This window comes from Ercella succinigenes (genome assembly GCF_900002895.1).
In genome coordinates this window covers 23,755-49,577 of record NZ_CDHP01000024.1, presented here as the reverse complement: position 1 = coordinate 49,577, position 25,823 = coordinate 23,755, and the positions used below count along the sequence as shown (strand labels likewise).

The window sequence follows — 25,823 nt, the reverse complement described above, 5'->3', positions numbered from 1 at the left end:
CTTATTTGCTCTCGATATATTTGATCATGGCGTTTTTCATGATCTCAAAAGGAGCCTCCTCGCCGGTATAGAGCTTAAATTGCCCACAGGCCTGATAGATAAGCATTTTGTAGCCCTCGATCGCCTGACAGTCGCCTGCCCGCGCTTCTTTTACAAAAGTTGTTTCGATCGGAATAAACACAGCATCCAGAACGATCGACCCCGGACGGAATTTATCTCTGGTCAAAATTGTAGCTTCACTTTTAAAACCAACAGACGTAGCGTTGATCAGAATATCGTATTCTGTTTTAGAAGTGAGAAGATCAGGTTTGCCTGCGTACTCAACACCGAAACGTTCAGCCGCTTCTCGGCCTTCGTCTTCGTAGATGTTATAGATGCTGATTCTGTTAGTATATTTCTTAAGACCCCAGGCAATCGCTTTGCCAGCACCACCTGCACCAAGCAAAGCAACTTTCTTGTCCTTAAGCTCAGATATTTCCCCAAGAGCCAGAATCGCTCCGAGATAGTCTGTGTTATAGCCTTTAAGGCAGCCATCATTATTAACAATAGTATTAACCGCACCAATTTCTGAAGCAGACGAGTCGAGCTCGTCCAGATACTTCATGACCTCCAGCTTATAAGGCATCGTAACGCCCATACCTCTATACCCCAGATTACGGACTGACTGAACAGCGTGTTCAAGATCATCTGGTTCAAACGAAACATATACATAAGGAAGCTTCAGATGCTCAAAAGCCGCGTTATGCATTGCTACTCCCATACCTCCGATCGAGCCTGCGATCGAACAACATACGATAGGATGACTTCTTGCCATAAGTATTTTTTCTCCTAATCATGAATATCAGCCCGAATTTCAAATTTGATTCTACTTTTACACATTTATATTTTATACGAAATATGATACACTTTCAATAGAAAGTTTTTCGTTTCAAATAGCTATTACGAGGTAGAGTTTTATGTGTATCAAGGAATTCGTCAGAAGAGCTAAAAACAATGAACCGGTATTTATTACAGAATTCAGAAACTGTATGGAAAATCAAAGCCGGAAGCAATACCTGCAAATCATACATACGTTATCAGCCAGTTATGACTCAACAACAAATTTAGCGTTGCCGGCAGAAGCACCTGAAACCGATGCGGAAGCAGCAATGCTTGAGGACTATCTTGCTGCCATAATGTACAATGCTCTCTCTGCACTAGGCGGATTTAAGCTGACATTGAGATACGATATCAACTACGATTGGCTCGGAAAAATGCTTACCGAAGTTACTGAAAGATTCGAGGTATCTAAAGAACGGGCTATTCGTACAAGCTACGGCCGCTGTATAAATGTAATTGATCGTATGATTGAGCATTTGGAACTTGATGATCCAGACGTAGTCGGCGGCTTCCATTTTGTAATAGAACCTGTTCAACACATACTTATTAAAACTGACAAAAAAAGCGAATCTCTCGCCGCTGAGAAAAAATTAAGCAGCGAACAATCAGATATCAACAAGATAGAAAAACTCTATCTTACAGCTGCAAATGAATTAGCACACAAGGTTATTTTGGGAATTGATGTTGGCGGTAGCGACATTAAGCTCGCTTGCAGTATCGGCAACCACTTAAAAGCCTGCAAGGAATTCGACTGGTTTCCCGCTGAGTATTCAGTGGCTCAGCAAATCATCGATCCCATCATACTGCTGACACGTCTGATGCGTGTATACGCCTCCAATTATCTAATTACAAACGCAGATACAAATATGACAGGCAATACACTAACAGTAAAAATCGGGAATGCGATAGATCAGCATATTTCGATCTCAGAGATAGCCGAAATCGTCACAGCAGCCGAGCAGGAGCTGGCAGATGAACTGATCTGCTTCGATGCGATTGGCATTTGCTTTCCCGATGTTGTTATCAATAATAAAATTGTGGGCGGAGAAACCTTCAAGACCAGAGGCATCAGGGCAAACAACACTATAAACTACGAAGCAGAAATGCATAAACTGGCTGATCTGAACGATTTACTGTCAAATTACTGCCGAGATGGCAATGTCGGCATCACCAATGATGGCCCGATGTCCGCCTATACTGCAGTGGTCGAGCTTATCTGTGATGGTCAAACTGCATTAGCCGCAGATGGTATATTTGCACACACGCTTGGAACTGAGCTCGGAACGGGCTGGGTTAATGAACAAGGACAGATCCCAGACATTCCGCTCGAGGTCTATAACTTCGTCATCGATCTGGGCAGCTATCCTGCCAGACAATATCAGGCGGACGATCCACGCAGCATCAACAACTTTAATACGGGCATTTCCGGCACATTACAGAAGTACACCAGCCAAAGCGGTGCGTTCCGACTAGCAATAGAAGCCGCTAAGAGCAAGCCGGCAATTTTGTCTGAACTCATCGATCGTGGTTTTATTGAAACAGATAATAAATCTGACACGATCAAAATCAAAAACGATCCAACTGATATGCGAAAACCATTTTTACAATATCTAATGGATCAAGCAAGCCACGGAGACGACAATGATTACAAGGATATTTTTATTGAGATAGGCAGGTACATGGCTGTGACCTGGTATGAAACAATGGAGATCCTTAAACCCCTTACATTAGCAAGGCGGTTGTTCGGCCGACTTGTTAAAAACAACAAATGTTTCGAGCTTATGAAAACAGGAGCATCAGAAATAGCTCCCGAACAGCTGATGCTTGCTGCCGACGACAGCATGGCGGCTTCACCGCTTATGCTGCAGCTAAGCTGCAGCGACAAATACACAGTCGCACAATTTGCACAGGCAATAGGAGCGATTCATTATGCCAATCAACTTATTTTTAAGTAGTTAATACAAATCAATATAACTCAAAAGTCAAGCCGCCCCCGAGGGGGCGGCCTTTCCCAAGCATGTGATCTGGGCTGTAAGACCACAATTAACTTGACATAATTTATGTTGCAAAAGAGAGGATTATACTGCCTCTCTTTTGCGTTTTCTTGCATAAGAATCAAGCCAGATTATAGCTACGATTACTATGCCCTTAGTAAGTATCTGAACATATGACTGTATACCAAGCATATTCATTGAGTTCTCAAGAATTCCGAATACTAATAATCCAAGTGCCGCACGCGGGATGGATCCAACACCTCCAGCGAAAGATACACCACCGACAACAACCGCGCAGTTTACGATCAGAGCTGTTGTCTCACCATAGATCGATGAACCGGAGTTCAGTTTAGACGAGAGCAGCACACCAGCAAGCGCGGCTGTGAATCCAGAAATCACGAATGTCAGCCATTTTACAAGCAGAACATTTATGCCAGAGTATCTTGCAACATCATAGTCACCGCCGATAGCATAGCAGCTTCTGCCGAACTGAGTGTATCTCATTATCACATGTGTTATGACCAGCATTATCAGCATGATTATAACTAAGTTAGTAATACCAAATATAATCTTGCCATTTGATATCATCATGAATCTGGGATCTGAGCCTGTTACAGGTCTGGCATCTGTTAATTGCTGAGCGAGACCGGTAAGAGCCATACCCATTCCAAGCGTAATAATGAACGGTTCCGTTTTCTGCTGAACGACCAGAAATCCATTTACGAAGCCGATAACCATGCCGAAGATCAAAGCGATTATGATGGCGAGCCACATATTCATGGTTTCCATTAGTTTGATCGCGATGATGCCTGAGGTAACCATGACACCGCCGATCGAAAGGTCACAGCCGCCGGCTATGACTGTCATAGTAACACCAAAGGAAAGGATCATCAGTATCGCTGACGAGTTGACCATATCGATCAAGTTAAATGGAGTATAAAAATTAGTCGGGAAAAATAACATTAGAATCATTATAAATATAATAGCAATCAGTGCCTTCTGCTTGCCAGCAAGCTTGCCCACTGTTTTTCTAATTTGCCTTAAATCCATTTCAATCAACCTCCTACAGTGGTTTCCTGTTATCTAGCCAGATAGCAACAACCAGAATAATACCCTTAACAACATTCTGCATATAAGGGCTGACTCCAAGCAGGTTGAGGCAGTTTGACATCAAGATAATCAGAAGCGTACCAAGAACAGTTCTCATGACGCTACCCTTACCGCCTTTTAACGTTGTGCCACCGACAACAACCGCCAAAATCGCGTTTGTTTCAAAGCCCTTGCCCATAACAGGCGAGGCGGTAGTCGTACGAGCGAACTGATTGAATGCGCCAAGCGCCGTCATCACACCAGAGAGAGTGTATATCATAACAACACTAAGTCCTATCGGACGCCCTGCCAGTCGGGCAGCAACTTTATTCCCACCGGTTAGATTGATCGTCCTTCCAATCACGGTCTTAGACTGGAAGAAATACAACAAAGCTAATGAAACCAGGAAGATTATGAATGAGATTGTCAGGAAGCCAAAGCTACCTTGCCCAATCGCCTGAAATAATGAATAATCACGTGTAAGGTCTCTCATATTCAGGACGGATCCGCCAGTCACCATGAGTGCAATGGCTCCAGTTATCTGACTCATACCGAAAGTTATAAACAGAGCCTCGGCCTGAGTAAGAGCACCGGAGCTAATCAGGAGCACACTATTAGCCAAACCACAGAGAGCTCCGATCATAATCCCTGCGATCAGAGCTCCGACCTGCCCAAGCGGATCTATCAGAGACACGGTCGCAACAGCAACCAGTGAGAATGTTCCGGCGATCGAGAGATCAATAAAACCTCCAATGATGACAAAAGTCATACCAAGAGCCACCAGACTAAGTGGCCCGAACTGACGCATAACGTTTGTCATATTGCCTGCAGACAAAAACTTTGGTTCGACGATTACTGTGACCATCACAAGTATAATTATGGCAAAAAGAACAAGATAATCACTGAAGAATGTTGTAAATAGCTTCTTAAGAGTAATTTTTCCGTTCATAGCGCACCAACACCTCCGCATATCCCAAGAGCTCCTTCCATAACCTGCTCAGCAGTTATTATTTCCGGATCAAACTCTCCGGTTATCCTGCCCTCAAAAATCGTCAGAACCCGATTGCTCATATTTAGAACCTCCGGCAACTCTGAAGAAATCAATATGACGGCACCACCTTGGTCAGCGATTGCCTGCATCAGCAAATAGATTTCATACTTAGCTCCTACATCTATACCTCTTGTAGGTTCATCCATAATAAAAACCTTAGGATTGATCTCGAGCCAACGTCCGATGATGCACTTCTGTTGATTTCCGCCAGAAAGACTAAGCACCTTGGTTTTTACAGAAGGAGTCTTAATAGAAAGCGTTTTAACATGCTTTTCTGCGATGGCACATTCGAGAGATTTTCTGATAATGCCACGCTTCGTGATTTTACCAAAGCTAGCCATTGATATATTCTGTTCAACCGAAAAGGGAAGCACGAGTCCCTCAAGCTTACGATCTTCTGGAATCAGTCCGATTCCGGCCTTAATCGCATCAGCAGGTTTCTTGATTTTGACTTCCTTACCCTCAAGCAGTACTTTATGACCTTTAGCCTTATCTGCCCCGTAAATCGCACGTATAATTTCGCTTCTGCCTGCACCAACTAATCCAACAAGGCCAAGGATTTCGCCGCTTTTAACCTCAAAAGATATATTATGCAACTTGCATGTATTGATATTTTTTACTTCCAGAAGTGTTCTGCCAACTTTGCTCGCTCTGGCCGGATATTCATTTTCAATTGTCCGACCAACCATCTTCGCGATCATATCAGATCTGGTCAATTTTTCCACTGGTTTTGTATCGATAACCCTGCCATCGCGCATAATAGTGACTATGTCACAAAAATCAAAAATCTCATCCAGCTTATGACTGATATAAATAATAGAAATGCCTCTCTCCTTCAGTTGTCTAATTATTGCTACAAGTTCTTTCATCTCATCGCATGTCAGACTGCTACTGGGCTCATCCATAATTATCAGTTTTGATTCAAATGATAGAGCCTTAGCAATTTCCACCATTTGCTTCTCAGAAACACTCAAGTCTTCAACCAGCTTATAAGTATCTATTTTACAGGAGATGCTGTCTAAAAGCTCTCTTGACTTCTTGTGCACACCTCTCATACCACCCATTTTTGTAAAACGACCTATGAAGATATTCTCACCAACACTTAGTGTATTGACTAGATTCAGTTCCTGATAAATGATTGCCAATCCGCTATTCATGGATTTTATCGGAGTTGTACTTTTAATTTCTTCACCATCAAAAATTACAGTTCCTTCATCCTTTGAATAAACTCCAGACAGAATTTTCATCAGAGTTGATTTGCCGGCACCATTTTCTCCTACTAGACCATGGACTGTACCTTTATTGATCATGAAGGAAACCTTATCCAGAGCTTTTACACCTGGAAAAGACTTGCTGACATTTTTTACAGACAATATTTCAGAGTTATTAGTTGCTAACATATACCCTCAGCCCCTTTTCTATAGCCTCATGATATGAGGCTCGTCCCGGCAGTTTTACTGGAACGAGCCTCTTTAGTCTCAAAATACTGTGATTACCACTCAGGGTTTGGGAATGTATCAATGTTGTCTAGACTGACTATATCTAACTCAATGAAATTTACTTTCTCAACATCTTCACCATCAATAACTTTTCTGGCAAGTTCCATAGCTTTCTTAGACATAGTTGTGAAGTTCTGTGCAATAGAAACACTCTGTGTTCCTTCTCTAACCTGTGCAAAACCATTAGCGTTGCCGTCAACACCGACGATAAACATGCCATCAAGCTTGCCAGCAGCTTTCAAAGCTTCGATTATACCTGTAACACCATTGTCCCAATGACAGAATACTCCATCAATATCATCACCATATTTGATGATCATATCTTCCATAATAGCCATTGCTTGAGCTGTATCCCACTGTTGAGGTGTTTGATAATCAAGAACCTCTATCCCTGTGCCTTCAATCCCCTTGTTAAATCCATCATGACGCTTGATCTGAGCATCATGACCTGCTTGCCCACCAACTTCGACTATTTTTGCTCCATCTGGAAATTGATAAAAGAATGCAAGAGCAGCAGCTTCACCAGCCATAGTATCATTAACACCTGTAAAGAAATCGCGATATTGTTGTGATTCTTCTGGAAGATCAGATGAAAACATCCCAACAACAACGCCTGCTTCTTTTGCCTGCATCAAGCTAGGAACGATAGCCTTGATATCATTAGGATTGAGGAATATAGCCTTCATGCCCTGGGCAATGGCATTTGTGACGAGCTGTGATTCTGTCTGAACATCGCCCTTGGCATCAAGAACCGTGACTTCAAATCCATAATCTGCACCATACTGTTCGAACTGTTTAGACGAATATGACTGTGAAGGATTACCCATATCTGCACAGATAAATGCAACCTTGACAGTTTCACCAACCAAAGAACCTCCAGAGGTTGTTTCATCAGCCGCTTCTGTTACGGTTTCACCAACATTAGCTTCTGTTGTATCTGTTGTAGTTGTCGTTTCATTTCCTCCACACGCAGCCATTCCAATGACCAATAGCATAGCAAGAGCCAAAGCCAAGAATCTCCTAATCATCATAACCATTCTTTCTCCTTTCGATTTCACCATAAGACCAAAGTTCAGAAATTGTATTTAGCTACTAGCTAATATTTTCAAGCTGCAGCTATACATTTCTTTTATACTTTGAAATTTTATACGAAAGTCTTTAATCTTTCAATAGAAAGAAGAAATATATTCGTTTTTATCACAATAAATGTGCATTTGAACATTTATTGATATTATTTTTATTTATATTGCACATATTTATAGATTTTTTGGGCAATTTAATGTAGACAAAAACACATTTATCAACAAACAGATTGACACTTACGCTTTCACACTTCTTTCGTTTTATTTTTGAAAAAAAGTTGCTTTCATCGCGTTGCAGGCTTTCGTTTTTTAAAACTGTCGAAAACGGGATTGTATAATAATTTTTGTTTCCAGAACCATCTCAATTTATCAAACAATTTTGTAATACTTGATTACAACCCTTTTGAAGCGTAATCCATGGTTGGATCGTCAACACTTTTCCGGACAATTTGCTAAGCGACTGCTTGTAACTGGCTTTGCTGCCATGTCGGCAATGGCTTGATTTCAAGCCTTCCTCTTTCATTATTTGTTTGATAAAAGGACAAAACTTGTTAAAGCAGAAAATGAACCTCATGAGGATAAAAACGGATTAAATGGTGGTAAATCATATAGCCGAACGGGAAAATCTATATAGGCAAAGACTTAACAGGCACATTGAATTATTTTGGTAGTGCCAACAGCAAACTAATTGAAAGAGACTTTTCTAATGAAGAAAAACGGGATTTCACAATCAGGAAAGAAATCTTATGGGAATCAGACGATGCAATCGACAGTGAAGTTAATAGATTAGAAGTAGAGTTTATTAAACTTCATAATTCCAATATACCCCTACTATAGGCTATAATCAATGTCCAAAATATAAACCAAACGGTCAGGATATTGCAAGTTCTCTTTCTATCAGAACCAATAAATTTACCTTCTATAAATTTCGACCTTGATATTGAACTGTTATAACAAAAACCGTGTTAGTCTTTTCATCTATCCTGAAAATAGCTACATAGTTATCAACGAGTAACTGTCGATAGCCTTTATCCGCATATCTTCCTTCTATTCTTATTTGGTGCGACTCTGGAAAAGCAGCTAAACTTAAAATAGTTTTTTTCAATCTATCAAGTTGATTTTTTGCAGTTTCAGGGGCAAGTTTTTGTAAAGCAATATACTCATAGATGTTGTCTAAATCGCGTATTGCTTTTGGATTAATTTTGACTTTGTACTTATCCAAAATGTTTTTTCTCCAATTCTGCAAATACAATGTCAGCATTTACGGCTTCTGCGCCATTCGCGATTTCTTGCTCTGATTCGAAAATAGCTTGGTCAATTCTATTGGACTTTGCAAACCTGTCGTACAATTCCGCACTCATTACAACAAGATCGCTATATCCGTTTTTTGTAATAAAAATCGGTTCTTGCGCCTTGTGGGCTAATTCTGAAATTTCACTTGTATTACGAAGGTTCTTTATTGGCATTATAAATGGCATAATAATCAACTCCTTTTATGGCACAATTATAGCACAATTGTGTTGAAAACGGTAGTTGTTGTAGTCAACTCTTTACGAATTACATATTAATTACAGCTCAAACGGCGGCTCCTTAACAATCTCACTGAGCACAGCGTCGGCGGCCTTCACTTTCTCCTCCTCACCAAATATCGTCAGCCAGATTCCGCCTTCCGCACCGCAGACGCCGCCGGCGCCCATCAGTGTGGCTTGCAGGCCAGTGAGAACCGCTATAGCCTCGATCTCATTGATAATATGGCCGGAGGTCACGTAGAGGCGATGCCCTAGGGCATCGGGATTATTGACTATGCCTGCGACCGCATGCAGATCATCGAGCACCCGCTTTTCCAAACCAACCGGCAGGTACAGCTCAACTCTGCGGCCGATTACCGCCTGCATCGAGGCCAGAATGGTTCCGCCCTTTTGATCGCCGATCAGGATACCGGCCTGATTTTTCTCGAAATTCGCGGCGTTTGCACCTTTCATGATGATGTCACCTTTTTTGAGTTCATCGACGACATCAATGATCGTCAGGCCTTTCAGCCATTTGCCCTCGCGAATAACCACATCACCCATGAAAGCTTTACCGCAGACGCGTCCGTTTTCGCCAACCTGATAAAGCGGTGGCAGCGTGATCCCGCGCATGAAAGCAGCCCGTTCGAAACCCTCTTCCTGACCGATTTTTCTGAGGAGTTCCTCAGCTATATAACTATTAGTGGTGCCGGCTATCACCACAATTGTCCGATTCATTATAGCTTCATAGACTTCGCTCATTTCCGCAATAGCCCTGCCGATCAGGCGTTTGCCGGCAGAAACTGTCAAAAATAACGGTTTAGTTAAAGTACTCATTTCTCTTCCTCCTATGTTTAAATGCGGGCAAAAGTACCCTATGCCAAATTTCAGGCATAATAAATCCTATTTTTAAATGTGGTGTCAACTTAATCCTATACTTAAATGCAGGTGAAGATCCCTTCAATGACGAAATCGCTACCAGTGGTAAAAGACGCTTTTACCATCCAGTCGCATTCTCTCAAGTATATTCATACAAATGCCTCATATCGATATGTAAACTAATACATACCGGCTGCTGACAGGCAAGCCTGATATAACATCAATTATAGCGAAGTTCTTCCTTATGTACTAACCCATCAGATTTGGTTAAGAATGTCTATATACGGATCAACCAAGATATTTTCCCAGTGCCTCCTCATCGTAATTATTTTCTCATGGGTATCAAAGTATAAATCCAGAGAAAAAGATAGCAATAATAAAAATGCCGACGTCAAAATCGGCAAAATATTCCCCCTGGTTTATTTTGTTTTTTCTCAGTATGGTAGCAATCAGGACAGGTCTTGATTTCGCAGCTGAGAGAATAGCTGCCACAACGTCTGTCGGATCAGCTCATGGAACTGTCTCAATCTGGCTGACAAGCGCCAACATAGCAGACACAGCCGCAAACTTTGCTGCCATTAGCAAATTCGCTATGGTAATGGCACTTGGAGCAATTGGTCTTTCATTTTTTCATTCCATATGTCACCAATTCCTTGTGGAACGCTCTTCGTCGGAAATACTCACGTTTATATCTTTCCATTTCTTTGCTTCCTCTGCTGTCAGTTGTACGTCTTTCTTCCATGAATCAAAAAGCTGCGAAAATAATTCATCCCCAATAAAAAGCTATGTGCTCTCAATTCAACCATGAGTGTCCTATAAAAAAGCCGATCCCTGATATCTTTACAGATCTCGGAATCGGCTGCTGCACTTTTTATGATTGTACAAACCTCTTACTTGTATTCATTCACAGCTTTGTACATTGCTAAGATATTTTCCGCAGGGACATCGGGCATGATATTATGTTCCTGGTTGAAGACAAAGCCTCCATCTCTGAAAAATATTTCTATCATTTTTTTTGTATAGTTATATACTTCATCTGGTGTCGATCTGTTTAAAATACTTCTGGTATTACAGCCACCACCCCAAAAAGTTATATCCTTGCCAAATTCGCGCTTCAATATCTCTGGATCCATATCTCTTGCGCTTGTTTGTACAGGATTTATTATATCAAAGCCTGCATCGATAATATCTCCCATAATCGCATATATAGAACCACATGAATGCAAAAAGGTTTTCATTGTACTGTTCTTATGGACAAAATCAGTCATTTTTTTATGACGCGGCTTGAATATTTCCTGATACTTTTCTGGTGCCATGAACGTACCTGTATCAAGACCAAGATCATCTCCAAACCTTATTATATCAACAACATCTCCAATATGGTTGCATATATTCTCTAGAGTTTTCATATGTATCTCAAGCAATACATCAAGCAGCTCTTCAACTTTTTCCTGCTCGCAGTAAATATCCATCAAAAAGTTGTCAATTCTTCTTAAAAAGGTTCCCCACTCAAACAGGTTGCAGCCAGCACCTATCATAAGCGCCTTATCCGTATTGTTTTTTAAGTCCAAACACCTAACTCTTAAATCCTGCCAGAAGTTTTCTTTATTTGCATAATCCCAAGGACTAACCGGCAAAGCTTGCCATATTACTTTATTCATATCAGCAGCAATATCACGATAATCGTTCGGATAATCATCAATATAAGGAAAACAAGTCTGATCAAAGAAAGTAGCTCCTGATGGCATCATTCCTATTTTGAGAGTACCATCTTGAAAAACATCATATCCACCATTATTATTCGGTTCAGGTTTAAACCAATTGGGATATTGAGCAACACTACCATCAGATAATTTAACATCATACCAATCTGTCGATTTAGTATTGTATGCTCTGCCAATATCTATTACATCTACGCCAAACAATTCAATAATATTCCATTCTGGTTGTGCTACCTGTTGGACTACATCATATACTCTAGTACATCCGTCATTCAATCCTAATTCTTTTTTTAACTTGTTGTAACCTATGGCAGATATACCTGAACTGGGGGTAGATCCCAAATCTAAAGGTAATTTATCTGGTTGTTTATGACTTATGCTTTGTAATACTCTTTCTCTAGAATTCATAAATATTCTCCCGTTTCTATAAAATTTATACTAGTCATGCATCAATCGATATGGAAAACTTCCTCCATATCCGACCACCATTCACTTTCACCAGCTGATTCTACCGGCAACTGGCAAGGCATACATAATTCCCACCATTTTTGCGTTGTTGGATCATTCGACATCTTTTTCATATCCGATATATAGTCTTTACCTACATATTCATAATAGGAAAACAAGAATCCTTCTTTAAGATATATTGAGTAGTTCTGAATATTACACGCCCTAATCATAGATAAAACTTCAGGCCAAACCTTGCTATGGAGATCCTTGTACTCTTCAATTTTCTCTGGAACTATTTTTATTATTTGACCATATCTGCGCATAATTCACCCCTTTAGAATACTTATTCAAATGATTTTTGTTTTTGGCATAGAAACAAAGCCCTACGCATAAATCTCTATGAAAGAGTACACGTTTGGTTGTTTTTTTCTTACCTGCTATCAGAGGATCATTGAAAAAAGTTGTTTTACAATGATAAACTAATTTTTCTTATGCCAAATATTTTCCGATTTGCAAGCTCACATATTCATATGAACATTCTGATTCATTCAGGCCTGTAATTTCACCATTAATTGCATTATCTTTGAAAACGAGTATCCTTCTTGCCAGAGATGCAATTTCTACCATATCTGAACTTATAAGAATAATCGATTTACCTTCTACTTTTGCCAAATTCCATATAATATTGTGTATGTACTCTTTTGCACCCACATCAACACCTACTGTCGGCTCATCAATAATTAATATGTCGCACTCAGCAGCTAGCCATTTGGCAATACTAACTTTTTGCTGATTGCCTCCTGAGAGGGTTTTAACAACTGTTCCACTTGAAGGTGTCTTTATTTTCAGACGATCGATCATATTCTGAACAGCTTCTTCTTGTTTCTTATAGTTGATTTTATTTAACTGACCTTTGAAACGGTTAAGAACTGTCAAAGCGATATTGTTTGAAACATTGTCCTCAAGAATCAAGCCTTCTTCTTTTCTGTTTTCCGTAACATATCCAATTTTATACTTAATCAACGTGTCTCGGATATTTAAGATTTTGGCAGTTACACCATCTACAACAATTTCACCTTCATCAAATTTATCTGCACCAATAATCTGCCGTACCAACTCTGTACGCCCTGAACCAACTAAACCATAAAAACCTAGGATTTCTCCTTTTTTCAAATTAAAACTCACTTTACTGAACTGACCATATGTAGTCAATCCTTTTACTTCAAGAGCATTTTCACTTTTTATATCAAGCTTCCCAAGATAACAACCGACACCATCTCTGCCAATCATCATTCGCACAATTTCATCTTTGCTCATTTGATTCTTGTCCAAGGTTCCAATATATTTTCCATCACGAAGTACTGAAACTACGTCACATATCTTCATAACCTCTTCAATTTTGTGAGAAACAAATATAATGCCGACATTTTGGTTTTTTAGCTTTTCAATTACTCTAAATAAGTTATCAATTTCATGCATTGTTAATGACGATGTAGGTTCATCCATAAGAATGTATTTTGCTTTTGATGAAATAGCCTTTGCTATTTGAATAAGCTGCTTTTGTGCTGCAGTTAAGTCACCGGTTAAATCAGTAGGCAGCAAATCAAGTCCGACAACTTCAAGATATTCCTGGGCAAACTCATTAACTTTTTTCCAGTTGACAATGCCTTTATTTTTGAAACTATCCATTTTATCAATACAGATATTTTCTGCTATCGAAAATTCAGGGATTATCTGTATTTCCTGATTTACGATATTGATTTCTTTTTTAATCGCTTCATGAAAATTTCTGATTTTAACGGCCTCACCATCTAAAAATATCCTACCAGAATCAGGCTGATAGATTCCTGTTATAATCTTCATCAAAGTCGATTTGCCTGCACCATTTTCACCCATCAACGCATGTACCGATCCTCTTTCAAAGTGTACACTAACGTCTGACAAAGCAATGACACCAGGAAATATTTTCGTAATATTCTCTAACTTAAGCATATCCGCCCAACCTCGTTTAGATGTTCCAATACTTTTTTAAGTTTTATCCATTTTACCCACAGTAACTATTATTAAAATTACTGTGGGCTTTTAGAATCACTTTGATTATTTTTTCAAATATTTTGTGTTAATTTCATTAACAATGCCCTGTGTAACCTTATCTATATCACTTTCAAAAGTGGTCAAATTCTCCTGATTTACAAATAGATGCCCAGCTTGAACGAAATAAGTTTCCGCATCAATTGGCTGATATCCTTCTTCCATAAGTTTAAGAAGCATCATCGAAATGTAGCCGTGACCTATAGGGTTCTGAGCCATAGTTCCATCAATAAACCCTTCTTCTATCGATTTCATAACTAGTGGATCTGTATCAACAACAATTGTGTAAATATGCTTGCTGTCTTCTTGTTTGGAATAATAGTCCGGCAAAAGCTGTGCCAAACCAATTGAAGGATTAAAGCCTGTAGAAATTATTCCATCAATGTTTCCTACATTCGCAGAAATTGCACTCTCCATTTTTGTGACAGCTTCTTCTGCAGTTTTAATTCCGGCAACTTCCTGGATTATTTGGACATCCGCATGTTTTGCAACACAATCATCAATTGCTTGTTTGCGCAGTGCCGTATTAGGATCCTCAAGAACTTCAAGAACATTAAGCAAATTACCCTTGCCGCCCATCATCTCAATTAATTTTTCGCACTGATCGTATGCAGACTGATAAACATCAGTTGCAACAGCAAATACTGCGGCATTAGGTCGTGCAGAGTCAGCACCGAAATTGATAACATTGACTCCTGCATTTGTAATCTCTTCATATAATCCGTTAGCTCCAGTTGCATCCGCAGGATAAATTGACAGTCCTGTTATGCCTTGAGCCACAAGCGCCTCAACTTTTTCATTCTGGCTTGCTTGTGTCCAATCAGGGCCTATTTGAATAATAACTTCTATTCCTGTATCTGCAATAAACTTTTCTACACCCTTCTTAACTTCATCATAATAGGGATGAGGTGCCGGTGCATACCAAGCTAATTTGCCTTCAAAGTTGTTCTCTTCTTCATTTTGCGTTGCAGCTGTTGTATCTGCTGACTCAGTATCCTTTATTTTTTCTGTATCGCTTGTAGTATTTGTACACCCTGCTGCAAAGATAAAAAGTGACAGTATTAAAATAAAAGCGGTAAATCTCTTCATATTCATACTCCTCTGTAACTCTCACGTTTATTTACATTTGTTAAATCTTATTCTTTAGCTGTTTTTTCAATTTCTTATTATCCAAAATTGCTCTGATGCTTGCTATAGAAACTGCCATAAGCAAAATTACACCCAGGTAAGTTTGTTCAAAATAGATATTAGCATTCATCATTACAAGTCCATTTTTTACCATCACAATAAGATATGATGCAAAAAACACTCCTATCGGATTAATAGATCCTCCCTTCAATGCAGTACCTCCGATAACAGCAACTGCAAATGATATAACCATCCAATCAGATCCCGTTGCAGGTTGTGCACTACCTGTTCTCGAAATCCACAATAAACCTGAAATAGAAGCAAACATTCCAGATGCAATATTCGCAAGTATAATCATTTTATCTGTATTAACACCTGACATTTTTGCAGCTTCAATATTGCCTCCTGTCGCCAATACCATGCGGCAGGTAACTATGTATTTGAAAGCATAACCTACTATTATTAATATGATTACAGAAAAAACCATTATCCAAGGCACAAAAGATATGCCACCACGTCCCAGAAAAGTGATTTCCTGTGGAATATTGGTATAAGGAAATCCTCTTGATATTCCATTTATCAACCCTGCAAAAACAAATGATGTGGCTAGTGTAACCACAAAAGAATTCAAATTTAATGTTGTTATGATAATGCCATTAAGAAAACCACAGGACAATCCTACTGCAAGCCCTGCTACTACAGCAATCCATATTGGCAAACCATGAACATCCATTAAATATCCTGACACTACTACTGTCAAACCACCTATTTGACCCAAAGACAAGTTCATACCCCCAACAATAAGAGCCATAACCTGACCTAATGCAATACAAATATACAGTGCCGCCGTGCGCGAAATGTTGAATATGTTGTATACAGACATAAAACTATCTGAAAACATAGAAAAAATAATACCTAAGAATAAAACAGCAATAATTACACTGGTCTCGGGTCGGGCTAATAATTTCTTAGCATTATTAACTACCCCATGCTTACTTGAGTTTGTTTTGCCTTTCACAATTGTTCCTCCATATAACATATCATCTTTCATTACCCGGGAATCAAACAACTTAACCGCCACAAATTTCACACTTTATGACCAAAAATCAAAATTGTTTCTAGATTTGCTCCCAGTATAAACTGGGCATATCATGTGGTCAATAAATTACAAAAATTAGCAAGCATCGTTTCATTATTGTTCATTATTGTTCATTATCGAGATCTTATTGCACATAATTAAGACTGTTTTTCTAATTTATTATTGTGCATATAACTAAATTTATTTGACAATAACGCTTGTATTAGCGTAAAGTGAGAATCAAAAGTTTTTACTGAATTTCATTATTGATTATTAATCGGAGTGTTATATGGCAAATATAATTGACGTTGCACAAGAAGCAGCCGTATCTACAGGAACAGTTTCAAAATATTTAAATAATACTGGATATATCAGTCCGCAAAAAAGAGAAAAGATCAAGGAAGCCATATCAAAACTAAATTACATTCCAAACCGTGCAGCTAAGCAGCTAAAGGAATGCACAACAAAAGACATTGCGGTCGTACTTCCTAATCTTTCCGAAAAAAAATACTCAGATTTATTTGAAGGAATTTCAGCATACGTAGATAAACAATACCGCTTGTTGCTTTTTTTAACTAACGATATTATTTCCATTGAAACGCAAATTTTAAATGATTGCGTCAGCAATAATTGCTTAGGCATCATACTATGCACATGTCAACCTAGCAACGATTCACTGCTATCGCGCATAAGTAAAATTTTACCAATTATCTTTACAATTAGAGAACCAGAGAATAAATTATCTTACAATTATGTTGGTTTCAATGACAGTCAGACAATATACTCATTAACAAATCAATTACTTAAGTTAGGAATAGATAATATTATGCTATACGCAGGAGATAGTAGTTTTTCTAACGAAAGACAATGTATCATCTCTTTTGAACAGGCATTTCGTAATCATAATTTGAAACTGGATAGCGGAAAAATTTATTCTTATCCTGCTTCCAAAGATGCAACTTTCAGAAACGTAATGAATTTATTTAATGAAAACAAATGCCCAGAAGTTTTTATAACAACTTCTTTCATTACAGCTCAAGCCATCAAAGAAGTAGCGTATTTCCAAAATGTAAGTGTAGGGGAAGAAATTCAGATTATTTCTCTAGCAGAAGCAACTTGGCACGATAGCAACTTTTCTAATAAAACAATAAACACTTTCAGAAACTTTCACGAACTCGGCAAACAAGCCGTTCAAATATTATTCGGCAGTATAAATAATCCTTACTTCAAAGAAGTACAAAGCTTCCTGCTTGAAGATTTATTCCCATGTGAAAAAATACAGTCTTATCTAAAAAAACAGACAGGCCAGGCCTCGGTCAATAATAGTATAAGGATACTGCCAAAATTAAGAATACTCCTAAACGAAGCAGACTCTGGAACAAATGCAATGAAATGCCTTATTCCCAGATTTATTGAAGAAGAGAACATCTCTGTAAAAATTGACACTTTACCACATCCCAAATTATATGATTTTCTATCCAGCAGCAACGAAAATATATACGATATAGTTGCAGTTGATGCACCTTGGATACCATACTTATCCACAGCAGGTCTGCTCAAGGATTTGACAGACTATATTAATAGATCAGGGTTAGCTGCTAAAATGCAAGACAAGGTAGCGGAAAGCATTTCCTCATTTAACAATCGACTTTTTGGGCTTCCTTTTGTTTACACAAGTTCACTTCTATATTACAGAAAAGATCTTTTTAGCGATGAGAATTTAAAAGCAATATTCTATCAAAAATACAAACGCGAACTTCTTCCACCAACTACTTGGAAAGAATTCTCTTACATAGCAAAATTTTTCACAAAAAAATATAACAGCAATTCACCAACCCTCTATGGTACTGGCATATTCGGCAATTTCCCATCAAGTATGATGACTGAATTTTACCCGAGAATGTGGTCATATGGCGGTTCGATCATGGACAAAAATGGCTTTGTAACACTCCTTAGCGAAAACAATATTAAAGCAATGCAAAATTTATCTGAAACAATAAGATTTTCTAATCCTGATTGCCTTGCTTACAGAGCTTTTGACAGCATTAATGACTTTATGGATAACAAAATCGCAATGTGTGCAAATTTTTCTAACAACGCTTCGATTTTAGTAGATAGAGCCAGAACTAGAATAATGGATAATTTGGGATTTTCCCCGCTTCCTGGCAAATACTCAGTTTCTGCTGGCTGGAATTTATCAATACCTTATAAAAACGAAAAATTCGAACTTGTTGAGCGATTTATAAATTGGTTTTTTAGCCCTGAAATATCTTCTTCATATACTGTTCTTGGAGGCTCATCACCTATGAAAATTGTATACGAAGATAGCAAACTAAGTAGTTTATACCCCTGGATTGACATGGTCGAAGAAATCTTCACTTCATCTCAAACACGTGCACTGCCAACTGTAGAAAATGCAGAAATATTGGATATGGTAGTCATTGATCAAATAATTGCAAATGTTATATACGATCATTTTTCAACAGGCAGCTCGATAGAAACCCTTTTAAGAGAAGCTCATATTGCAATTTGCAAGTATTGCGAGAAAAAAGGATATCCAAAAAATATAGAAATATAGGCAAGCGAAAATCCCGCTCTGTTGCGCAACTCATTGCCGTTCCCAGCACTATGAATTATACTAATTATGATTTAATTCCCATTTGATATTTATAAGAGTTATTAGGGGGGAGTAAAATTCATGTCAGAATCAAAAAGATTTCAAGATGCCGTCCACCAAAGATTGTATCAGTTGGCTTTGGATAAGAATTGTTCCTTTGCCGCCTGGATTCATCCGGCGGATATTCCATTTGTGCCGGAACTGCGGGAAATGTGTGAGCAGAACAGTTGCGGTCAATACAATACCAGCTGGAAAGGCCCTCCGGCAATCGGCCCGATTGAAGACTTGATGAAAGAGGTTGTTAAATTCCAAAATGGCCTGATCGTTCAGACCGTCGGACAAATGGAGGACTCCTTTGATTATGAAAGTATGATGGAAACCAAAGACCGCCATCAGAAACAGTTTTATGAAATCGTAACCGATATCAAAAACAAAGAACCGGCATTAAGCAATCAGATGCTGGCTCTTACAGTTGGCTGCTGCGATCTATGCGGTGACTGTACCTATCCAGAAAGTCCCTGTACAAGACCCGATGAAGGACTTGCATCTGTTGAAGCCTATGGCATCAATGTCAATGAAATGCTGAATATTGCTGGACTGAAATACAATAATGGCGTAAACACCGTCTCTTTTGTTGGACTGATACTGTTTTGAAGATTGTTTTTATGATGCTTTGAAAGAATATTTGTAGGTAGTGCAAGGAATTTTGTGTATCCTGTTGAGTATCGCTTAAGCAGATTGACCGAATAATATTTGTCCTGTTTTGGGTTGACACTCCAGGATATGATCTGAACGAACTGATGTCCGTAAATCAAGAAAGCAAATATAAAAACAGACCTATCATTCTCAACTTGCCATCAGTAGGCAACCCCTTTTATATAGAAATACTAAGAGGCGTAAGAATCGCAGCCGAGATACACGGTTTCGATCTACTCATACACGAAGAGGAAATAAACGTTGAATCAGTGAATTCATTCTCCTCTCTTCTACAAAACATTAAAGCCTCCGGTTTAATAACAACAAATTATGTAAACCCAAATATATTGTTAAAACTAAATACAGTCGTACTAGTAGTACAATGCTGCGAATGCGACCAGAATCTTCAATTGCCCTTTGTAACAATAAACGATACAAAAGCAGCCAGAACCGCAGTTGAATATATAATATCAACCGGCCGCAAAAGAATAGCCTTCGTCAACGGACCACCACAATATAAATATGCAAAAAAACGCCTCGAAGGCTATCAACTGGCTCTAAAAGCACATAATATCCCTGTAGACAACTCTCTGGTGATACATTTACCAGATATAAATTTTGATATGGCAGTATCTGCTGTAACAACAATGCTAGAGTCAGCAATATTGCCAGATGCGATTTTTGCCTCATCTGATGTATTCGCAGCCGGAGCATTAAAAGCAGTAAAAAGAGCAGGTTTAAAAGTACCAAAAGACATAGTGATCATAGGATTTGACAACGTAGATATCTCATTGATGACAAACCCAACAATCACAACCGTTAATCAACCCCGATATCAGATCGGTTATAATTCTTGTGAAATTCTAACTGAAATAATCAAGAATCCTGATGCACCTGTGCGCCAAATGGTAATGGAAGTAGAATTAATAATTCGAGAATCCAGCAGTCCCGCAGCCTCTGTTATTAAACCTAAGCAGTCTATTATGTATTAGGTAGGGCCGTTGGGGGCTGATGGAGGAAGGTTTTTTATTTATCACATAATATCTTGTTGAAGATTCTCAATATTATAATCAACTCTCCAAAAGCCCGAATTTACACATAAGCCTCTTTTCAATTTTAAGCGCCTTTTTTAGACCGAAAACCACAATTACTTGAGAGCAACCTCCAATAACAGCAGTTGTCAAATCATATCTAGCCAAGTCATAAAGCACCCCAAAAGACCGACTTAAGACGTGGCGCTTGTTTTGAATAGTTCCCATGGAGATGCGCTAAGTTCACCGCTTACTTTTTTATTTTATCAGCATACTTATCCAAGCATATAGCGCGAAAATTGCAAAGCTTCTTTTGCAGACTGATCAAGACTGCTATCGCTAGTATCATCTGTTATCTCACGCCAGACCTTGATATCCTTTCCAACCTTGCCTCCCTGCAAAACAAACGGTTCCATAACAATACTGCCATCGTAGCCGATGTCGTGAAGAGCCTCAGCGATTTCTCGCCATGGGGTGCGACCTTTGCCTGGAACATTGCGGTTGCATTCACCCGTGTGAAAATGTCCGAGATGCTTACCAGCTCTTCTGATAGCACCACCGATACTTGTCTCTTCGATATTCATATGAAAGGTATCAAGCATTACCTTTACATTATCCAGACCTACACTTTCAACAAAACGAACACCCTCATCTGCTGTGTTCAACAAATATCCTTCAAAACGGTTGAGCACCTCCAGACAATAATCGACTCCGCACTCTCGAGCAATTTTCGCAACCTCTCGAACATTCTCTACACTCCTTGCCCAGTCACCAGGTTTATCAATCGTCTGACTATAGTCTACCGGCCAATAGGAGTAAATGCCGCCACCAATTGTATGAATATTTAGTTTTTCAAGTCGAACCAACAAGTCAGCATAAAAAGAGATGGCGTTTTTAACAACTTCTGGATCGGCAGAGGCCAGATTCTGTGAAGCATTTGGACCATGCCCGCAAGTCAAGATAATACCTTTATGCTTTGCATAGTCACGCAATTCCATCAACTGCACATCACTATAATCAGGCAGGGGCGTTGCCGCAATTTCCATAATATCGAAGCCCAGTTTAGCAGCTTTATCGATATACAACCTATAGTCAGCCTTCCATTCCTTTTCCCAGTATGCATAATAAATTCCATGTTTCATTAGTCTTACCTCATAAAATATTTATCTAAATTTTTTGTATCTACCTAATCCTATTCTCTCAACAGCTACCAAGCTTCATCAAGTTTATCTGCTATAAGCTTATATCTCGCATACTTATTTTCATATATATTTGATAAAGACTCATTAGGTTCATATCTGTTTTTTATCCTAACCATTGATTGACCGGCAGCAGGCAGATCTTCATATTTACCAACCGCAACAGCCCCAGCCATTGCACAACCAAGAGCTCCAAGTTCTTTTGATTCAAGAATTTCTACTGGTAGTTTAATAATGTCAGCAAACATTTGAGCCCAAACTTCAGAGTTTGCAGCTCCGCCTGCTAGGCGAATCACCTTGGGCATCTGATGTTTAAATAATTTCTCCAGATGCGTTCTGTGTCCGAATACAATACATTCGAGAACTGCTCTAATCATGTGAGCTCGTGTATGATGACTGTCGAATCCTAAAAAGCAAGCTTTTGCCAACGGATTGTAATTTGAACCATAAACGAAAGGTAAAAATATCAAATCCTGTTCATCAGGAAGCACCTCCGATGCAAGCTGATCAGTATATTTATAGATATTAAGGCCTTCTGCTTTTGCCTGTCGTTTCTCGCGATCTAGAAAAAAACTCGTAAACCATTCATGATTGCCAGCAGAAGTTGGGCTTCCTTCCTCTATAAAGAAGCAGCCTGGTACTGCATAGCAGGAATTCATCATGACACTACCGTCCTTAACTGGTTCTTGAGATACATAACCGTTGATGCTCCAAGTCCCAGCAATCACACAAAATTGTTCAGTTCCGAAAACATTCATTGCTACAGCACAAGCATCAATATCAAACATCCCCCCTGCAACCGGAATACCAACCTGCAGACCTGTTAAGGCAGCAGCCTCCTCAGATATATATCCACAGATATCCGTCGATCTTCTCAAAGGAGGCAACTTGTCAATCATATCTTCCAATTCAAATTTTGCCAACAAATCACGTTCGAAACTCATCGTTTTTAAATTCATCAGATTCGAACCAGAATAATCAGTAATTTCAGCGAAAGCTTCATCGGTTAAGCAGTAACGGATATAATCCTTACATTCGAAGATCCATTTAGTTTTAAGGAGGACATCTGGTTCATGATCAGAAAACCAACGCAAAATAGAAACCGGCTGACTAGCAAGAATTTTTTGGTAATTGATCGACTGCACATAACGTCCTATATCACTTTCTGACCAGGCTTTCGCATATTTAACAGCCCTTGAATCTGTAGAGACTACACCGTTATAAGCCGGTTTGTTATCGTTTCCCCATAGATATAAACCTTTACCATGCCCAGAACACGCTACACTGCGTATATTTTTTGCTACAGAAGAGCCTGCCTGCTCGACTGCACGTTTGATAACGCGACAGTTGGCTTGCCAGAGATCAGTCATATTTCTTTCAGTGAAACCTGGTCTGGGTACGATCATTTCTAATTTCTCTGATGCACCGGAAATATATCTGCCAGCTTCATCAAAGATGACAGCTTTTACCATTGTCCCGCCATTATCGATACCAAGATAACAATCGTTCATAACATTTTCTCCTGTATTTTTAGAAAACTCCCGCTACCACATCAAATGATAGCAGGAGCTTGAATTAGTACTGATTAACAAATCTAACACATATAAAAATAAGGTTAGACTGACCTCAGGGTTTTATCAGAACGGAAATTCATCAACATTCTCAGCTGTGAAAACAGACGGCGGACCCATGACTACATCTTTACCATTAACACGGATATTACCTACATTCGGAACATCCATGCCATCGGTTACTTCACCGCCATCGAGAACGGTCTTAGCCAAATAAACCGTTAGATAACCAAGCGTTGCGGGATCCCACAAGAAAGCGGCTGACATTGATCCGTCTTTCAAATATGGAGCTGAGTCAGTAGGCATAGCTGAACCAACAGCTACAACTTCACCTTGGAGACCTCTTTCCTGAATAGCCTTGGCAATACCGACGGGAGCCGGTGTTGAATACCCAAGTATACCGATCAAGTTTGGATAGGTCTTGAGCAGGTCTAGCGACTTCTGATAAGCGATATCAGCAGACTCATCACTAGCGATCTTATCTGTGACCAATTTAAGGTTAGGATACTTTTCTGCGGCATATTCCATACCGAAGTCAATCCATGTGTTTAGATTTGCAGCAGCCAGACCACCGGTAATGATTGCATATTCGCCTTCATCTGTGCCTGAAAGCTCTACCAACTGGTCGAAATATAACTCTGCAAATTCTCTGTCATCGATCTGTTTAACTGACAACTCAACCAGATCCTTCTCAGCAGGAGTATCCCAGTCAAGAACTACAATACCAGCATCTTTTGCTTTCTGCAGAGCAGGTGTGAGAGCAGCAGCGTCATTAGGAGCAACACAGATAGCGTCAACTTCCTGAATAATATAGTCCTCAATCATTTGAACTTGCTGAGCGGCATCACCAACTGAAGGACCATTGTAAATGACCTCTACGCCTAGGTCTTCACCAGCCTTGAGAGCACCCTCTTCTGAGCGATTGAAGTAAGGAATACCGATCAGTTTAGGCATAACGACAATTTTATAAGCTTCACCAGATGGTGCAGTTGTTTCTCCGTCGCCTTCTGTTGTCTCTGCCGGAGCAGCTGTTGTTTCTGCCGGGGCAGCTGTTGTAGTAGTTGTATCACCACCACAGCCAGCAGACATAATCAATGTTGCCATCAAGGCAATAACTAGTAGAAGTGCCGTACTTTTTTTAAACATTTTCTTTCCTCCTAATATAGAATTTTTTGCTTTATATGCACACCATAAACAGGTGAGACATAACTTAATTATTAAGTCTTAAACACCGATCTTAACAGCGGTTTGACGCTTTTTACGGGCTTCCTTGATAGTCGTACTGATGAAGTTCAATGACAGCACTGCCAATAACAACAATCCCATAACGACGTCTGACAAGAATCTATTAATATTCAGCAGGTTCAGTCCTGACGAAATAGACTGTATGATCAGAACAGCAATAACTGTACCCATAACACGACCATAGCCGCCATTGATATCCGTACCGCCAAGGACAGCGGCGGTTACTGACTTCATCATATAGGAAGAACCGTAGTCGACTTTTGCGGAGTTGTATCTCGACATAATAATTACAGCAGCGAGAGCTCCACAGGTTGCAGATAGAATATATACCTTCATCAGCACTTTTTTGTTATTGATACCTGAAAAAATAGTAGCCGTTGGATTGCAGCCGACCATATATACACGCTTGCCCCAGGGAGTATGTTCAAGCAGAATAATATATACAATGACAGCTATGATAAACAATATCATTGGAACAGGAATACCAAGCACCTTACCAGAACCGATCCACATGAAGGATTGCGGAAAACCTGAAATTGCATTGCCTTTACTCAACAACAATCCCACACCTTCAAAAATCATCATAGTTGCAAGTGTAACCAACATTGGTGTAACTCCTACATATGAAACCGTGAAACCATTAATCAGACCCCCAATCAGCGCCACTGTCAAAACCAGAGCAATACCTACTATTATGCTGGCAACCGGAGAACCATCGCCTTCAGAATATATTTTAGCAATTGCCATTGCGCCAACAATTGATGACATCGCAGCCGTATTAACAACCGACAAGTTAATTCCACCTGTAAGAATAACAATCATCATGCCTAATGCAAAAAACCCAAATTCCGGCAGTTGCGCCGCCATCGACTGTATATTTGCGGAGCTGGTAAACTTACCATCTGTTAAAACACTCAGTACAACAACTGTGACAACAAGTACTGCAAACAAAGTGAACTCCTTGGAATTATTACGGAGGCCTTGAATTAATCCTGCAGTTTTATTTTTCATATTC

Annotated in this window: 22 protein-coding genes; 5 read left to right on the top strand and 17 right to left on the bottom strand. The window is 39.4% G+C overall.

From position 1 onward, the window contains the following. Position 1: 1 nt before the first annotated feature. Positions 2–814, bottom strand: a complete 813-nt coding sequence (gene aroE, locus AC0KSB_RS06950; protein ID WP_472307682.1) for a shikimate dehydrogenase — start codon at positions 812–814, stop codon at positions 2–4. A gap of 142 nt (positions 815–956) precedes the next feature. On the opposite strand from aroE, the gene AC0KSB_RS06945 reads away from it, so the two are divergent. Beyond that, entirely contained in the window at positions 957–2,834 is a 1,878-nt protein-coding gene (locus tag AC0KSB_RS06945) for a hypothetical protein (RefSeq protein WP_472307680.1), read from the top strand. 123 nt (positions 2,835–2,957) lie between these two features. On the opposite strand, the gene AC0KSB_RS06940 is transcribed toward AC0KSB_RS06945, so the two are convergent. The 7 genes from AC0KSB_RS06940 to AC0KSB_RS06910 all read right to left on the bottom strand — a co-directional run bounded on the left by AC0KSB_RS06940 (position 2,958) and on the right by AC0KSB_RS06910 (position 9,939). After that, positions 2,958–3,923 (bottom strand): ABC transporter permease, encoded by a 966-nt coding sequence (locus AC0KSB_RS06940; protein WP_472307678.1) that lies wholly within the window; start codon positions 3,921–3,923, stop codon positions 2,958–2,960. A gap of 13 nt (positions 3,924–3,936) precedes the next feature. After that, on the bottom strand, positions 3,937–4,932 hold the full coding sequence (locus AC0KSB_RS06935; RefSeq protein WP_472307676.1) for an ABC transporter permease: 996 nt from the start codon (positions 4,930–4,932) through the stop codon (positions 3,937–3,939). After that, positions 4,908–6,413 carry a sugar ABC transporter ATP-binding protein gene (locus AC0KSB_RS06930; protein WP_472307674.1) on the bottom strand — a complete coding sequence of 502 codons (1,506 nt, stop codon included), beginning with the start codon at positions 6,411–6,413 and terminating at the stop codon, positions 4,908–4,910. Before AC0KSB_RS06930 ends, AC0KSB_RS06935 begins: the two co-directional genes overlap by 25 nt. A 92-nt stretch (positions 6,414–6,505) precedes the next feature. Then, positions 6,506–7,543, bottom strand: coding sequence for a sugar ABC transporter substrate-binding protein (locus AC0KSB_RS06925; RefSeq protein WP_472307672.1), 1,038 nt, complete (start codon positions 7,541–7,543; stop codon positions 6,506–6,508). Positions 7,544–8,513: 970 nt separating this feature from the next. Continuing rightward, positions 8,514–8,816, bottom strand: coding sequence for a type II toxin-antitoxin system RelE/ParE family toxin (locus AC0KSB_RS06920; protein ID WP_472307670.1), 303 nt, complete (start codon positions 8,814–8,816; stop codon positions 8,514–8,516). Next, positions 8,809–9,072, bottom strand: coding sequence for a type II toxin-antitoxin system prevent-host-death family antitoxin (locus tag AC0KSB_RS06915; protein ID WP_472307668.1), 264 nt, complete (start codon positions 9,070–9,072; stop codon positions 8,809–8,811). Before AC0KSB_RS06915 ends, AC0KSB_RS06920 begins: the two co-directional genes overlap by 8 nt. Before the next feature lie 90 nt (positions 9,073–9,162). Continuing rightward, the gene (locus AC0KSB_RS06910) at positions 9,163–9,939 is read right to left on the bottom strand and encodes a hypothetical protein (RefSeq protein WP_472307666.1); all 777 of its coding nucleotides are present in this window, start codon (positions 9,937–9,939) and stop codon (positions 9,163–9,165) included. Between the two features lie 424 nt (positions 9,940–10,363). Here AC0KSB_RS06910 and AC0KSB_RS06905 point away from each other — a divergent pair, with 424 nt between their 5' ends. Then, on the top strand, positions 10,364–10,789 hold the full coding sequence (locus tag AC0KSB_RS06905; protein ID WP_472307664.1) for a hypothetical protein: 426 nt from the start codon (positions 10,364–10,366) through the stop codon (positions 10,787–10,789). A gap of 82 nt (positions 10,790–10,871) precedes the next feature. Here AC0KSB_RS06905 and AC0KSB_RS06900 read toward each other — a convergent pair whose 3' ends face one another. The 5 genes from AC0KSB_RS06900 to AC0KSB_RS06880 form a co-directional block, all read right to left on the bottom strand. Beyond that, the gene (locus tag AC0KSB_RS06900; protein WP_472307662.1) at positions 10,872–12,110 is read right to left on the bottom strand and encodes a uroporphyrinogen decarboxylase family protein; all 1,239 of its coding nucleotides are present in this window, start codon (positions 12,108–12,110) and stop codon (positions 10,872–10,874) included. Positions 12,111–12,151: 41 nt separating this feature from the next. Continuing rightward, the gene (locus AC0KSB_RS06895; RefSeq protein WP_472307660.1) at positions 12,152–12,475 is read right to left on the bottom strand and encodes an L-rhamnose mutarotase; all 324 of its coding nucleotides are present in this window, start codon (positions 12,473–12,475) and stop codon (positions 12,152–12,154) included. 166 nt (positions 12,476–12,641) lie between these two features. Beyond that, positions 12,642–14,144 carry a sugar ABC transporter ATP-binding protein gene (locus AC0KSB_RS06890; RefSeq protein ID WP_472307658.1) on the bottom strand — a complete coding sequence of 501 codons (1,503 nt, stop codon included), beginning with the start codon at positions 14,142–14,144 and terminating at the stop codon, positions 12,642–12,644. A 105-nt stretch (positions 14,145–14,249) separates the two neighbouring features. Next, positions 14,250–15,332, bottom strand: coding sequence for a sugar ABC transporter substrate-binding protein (locus tag AC0KSB_RS06885; RefSeq protein ID WP_472307656.1), 1,083 nt, complete (start codon positions 15,330–15,332; stop codon positions 14,250–14,252). Between the two features lie 40 nt (positions 15,333–15,372). Further along, a complete protein-coding gene (locus tag AC0KSB_RS06880; RefSeq protein WP_472307654.1) occupies positions 15,373–16,389 on the bottom strand; it encodes an ABC transporter permease in 1,017 nt (338 codons plus the stop codon). A 349-nt stretch (positions 16,390–16,738) separates the two neighbouring features. On the opposite strand from AC0KSB_RS06880, the gene AC0KSB_RS06875 reads away from it, so the two are divergent. From AC0KSB_RS06875 to AC0KSB_RS06865, 3 genes are all read left to right on the top strand, one after another. Next, a complete protein-coding gene (locus tag AC0KSB_RS06875; RefSeq protein WP_472307652.1) occupies positions 16,739–19,027 on the top strand; it encodes an extracellular solute-binding protein in 2,289 nt (762 codons plus the stop codon). A 120-nt stretch (positions 19,028–19,147) separates the two neighbouring features. Continuing rightward, a complete protein-coding gene (locus tag AC0KSB_RS06870; protein WP_472307650.1) occupies positions 19,148–19,720 on the top strand; it encodes a DUF2284 domain-containing protein in 573 nt (190 codons plus the stop codon). Between the two features lie 146 nt (positions 19,721–19,866). Beyond that, on the top strand, positions 19,867–20,754 hold the full coding sequence (locus AC0KSB_RS06865; RefSeq protein WP_472307648.1) for a substrate-binding domain-containing protein: 888 nt from the start codon (positions 19,867–19,869) through the stop codon (positions 20,752–20,754). A gap of 314 nt (positions 20,755–21,068) precedes the next feature. Here AC0KSB_RS06865 and AC0KSB_RS06860 read toward each other — a convergent pair whose 3' ends face one another. From AC0KSB_RS06860 to AC0KSB_RS06845, 4 genes are all read right to left on the bottom strand, one after another. Beyond that, a complete protein-coding gene (locus AC0KSB_RS06860) occupies positions 21,069–21,935 on the bottom strand; it encodes a D-psicose 3-epimerase (protein ID WP_472307646.1) in 867 nt (288 codons plus the stop codon). A 65-nt stretch (positions 21,936–22,000) separates the two neighbouring features. Continuing rightward, on the bottom strand, positions 22,001–23,503 hold the full coding sequence (locus AC0KSB_RS06855) for an FGGY-family carbohydrate kinase (RefSeq protein WP_472307644.1): 1,503 nt from the start codon (positions 23,501–23,503) through the stop codon (positions 22,001–22,003). Between the two features lie 126 nt (positions 23,504–23,629). After that, positions 23,630–24,709, bottom strand: coding sequence for an autoinducer 2 ABC transporter substrate-binding protein (locus AC0KSB_RS06850; RefSeq protein ID WP_472307642.1), 1,080 nt, complete (start codon positions 24,707–24,709; stop codon positions 23,630–23,632). Between the two features lie 78 nt (positions 24,710–24,787). Beyond that, positions 24,788–25,819 carry an ABC transporter permease gene (locus tag AC0KSB_RS06845; protein WP_472307640.1) on the bottom strand — a complete coding sequence of 344 codons (1,032 nt, stop codon included), beginning with the start codon at positions 25,817–25,819 and terminating at the stop codon, positions 24,788–24,790. Positions 25,820–25,823 lie beyond the last annotated feature (4 nt).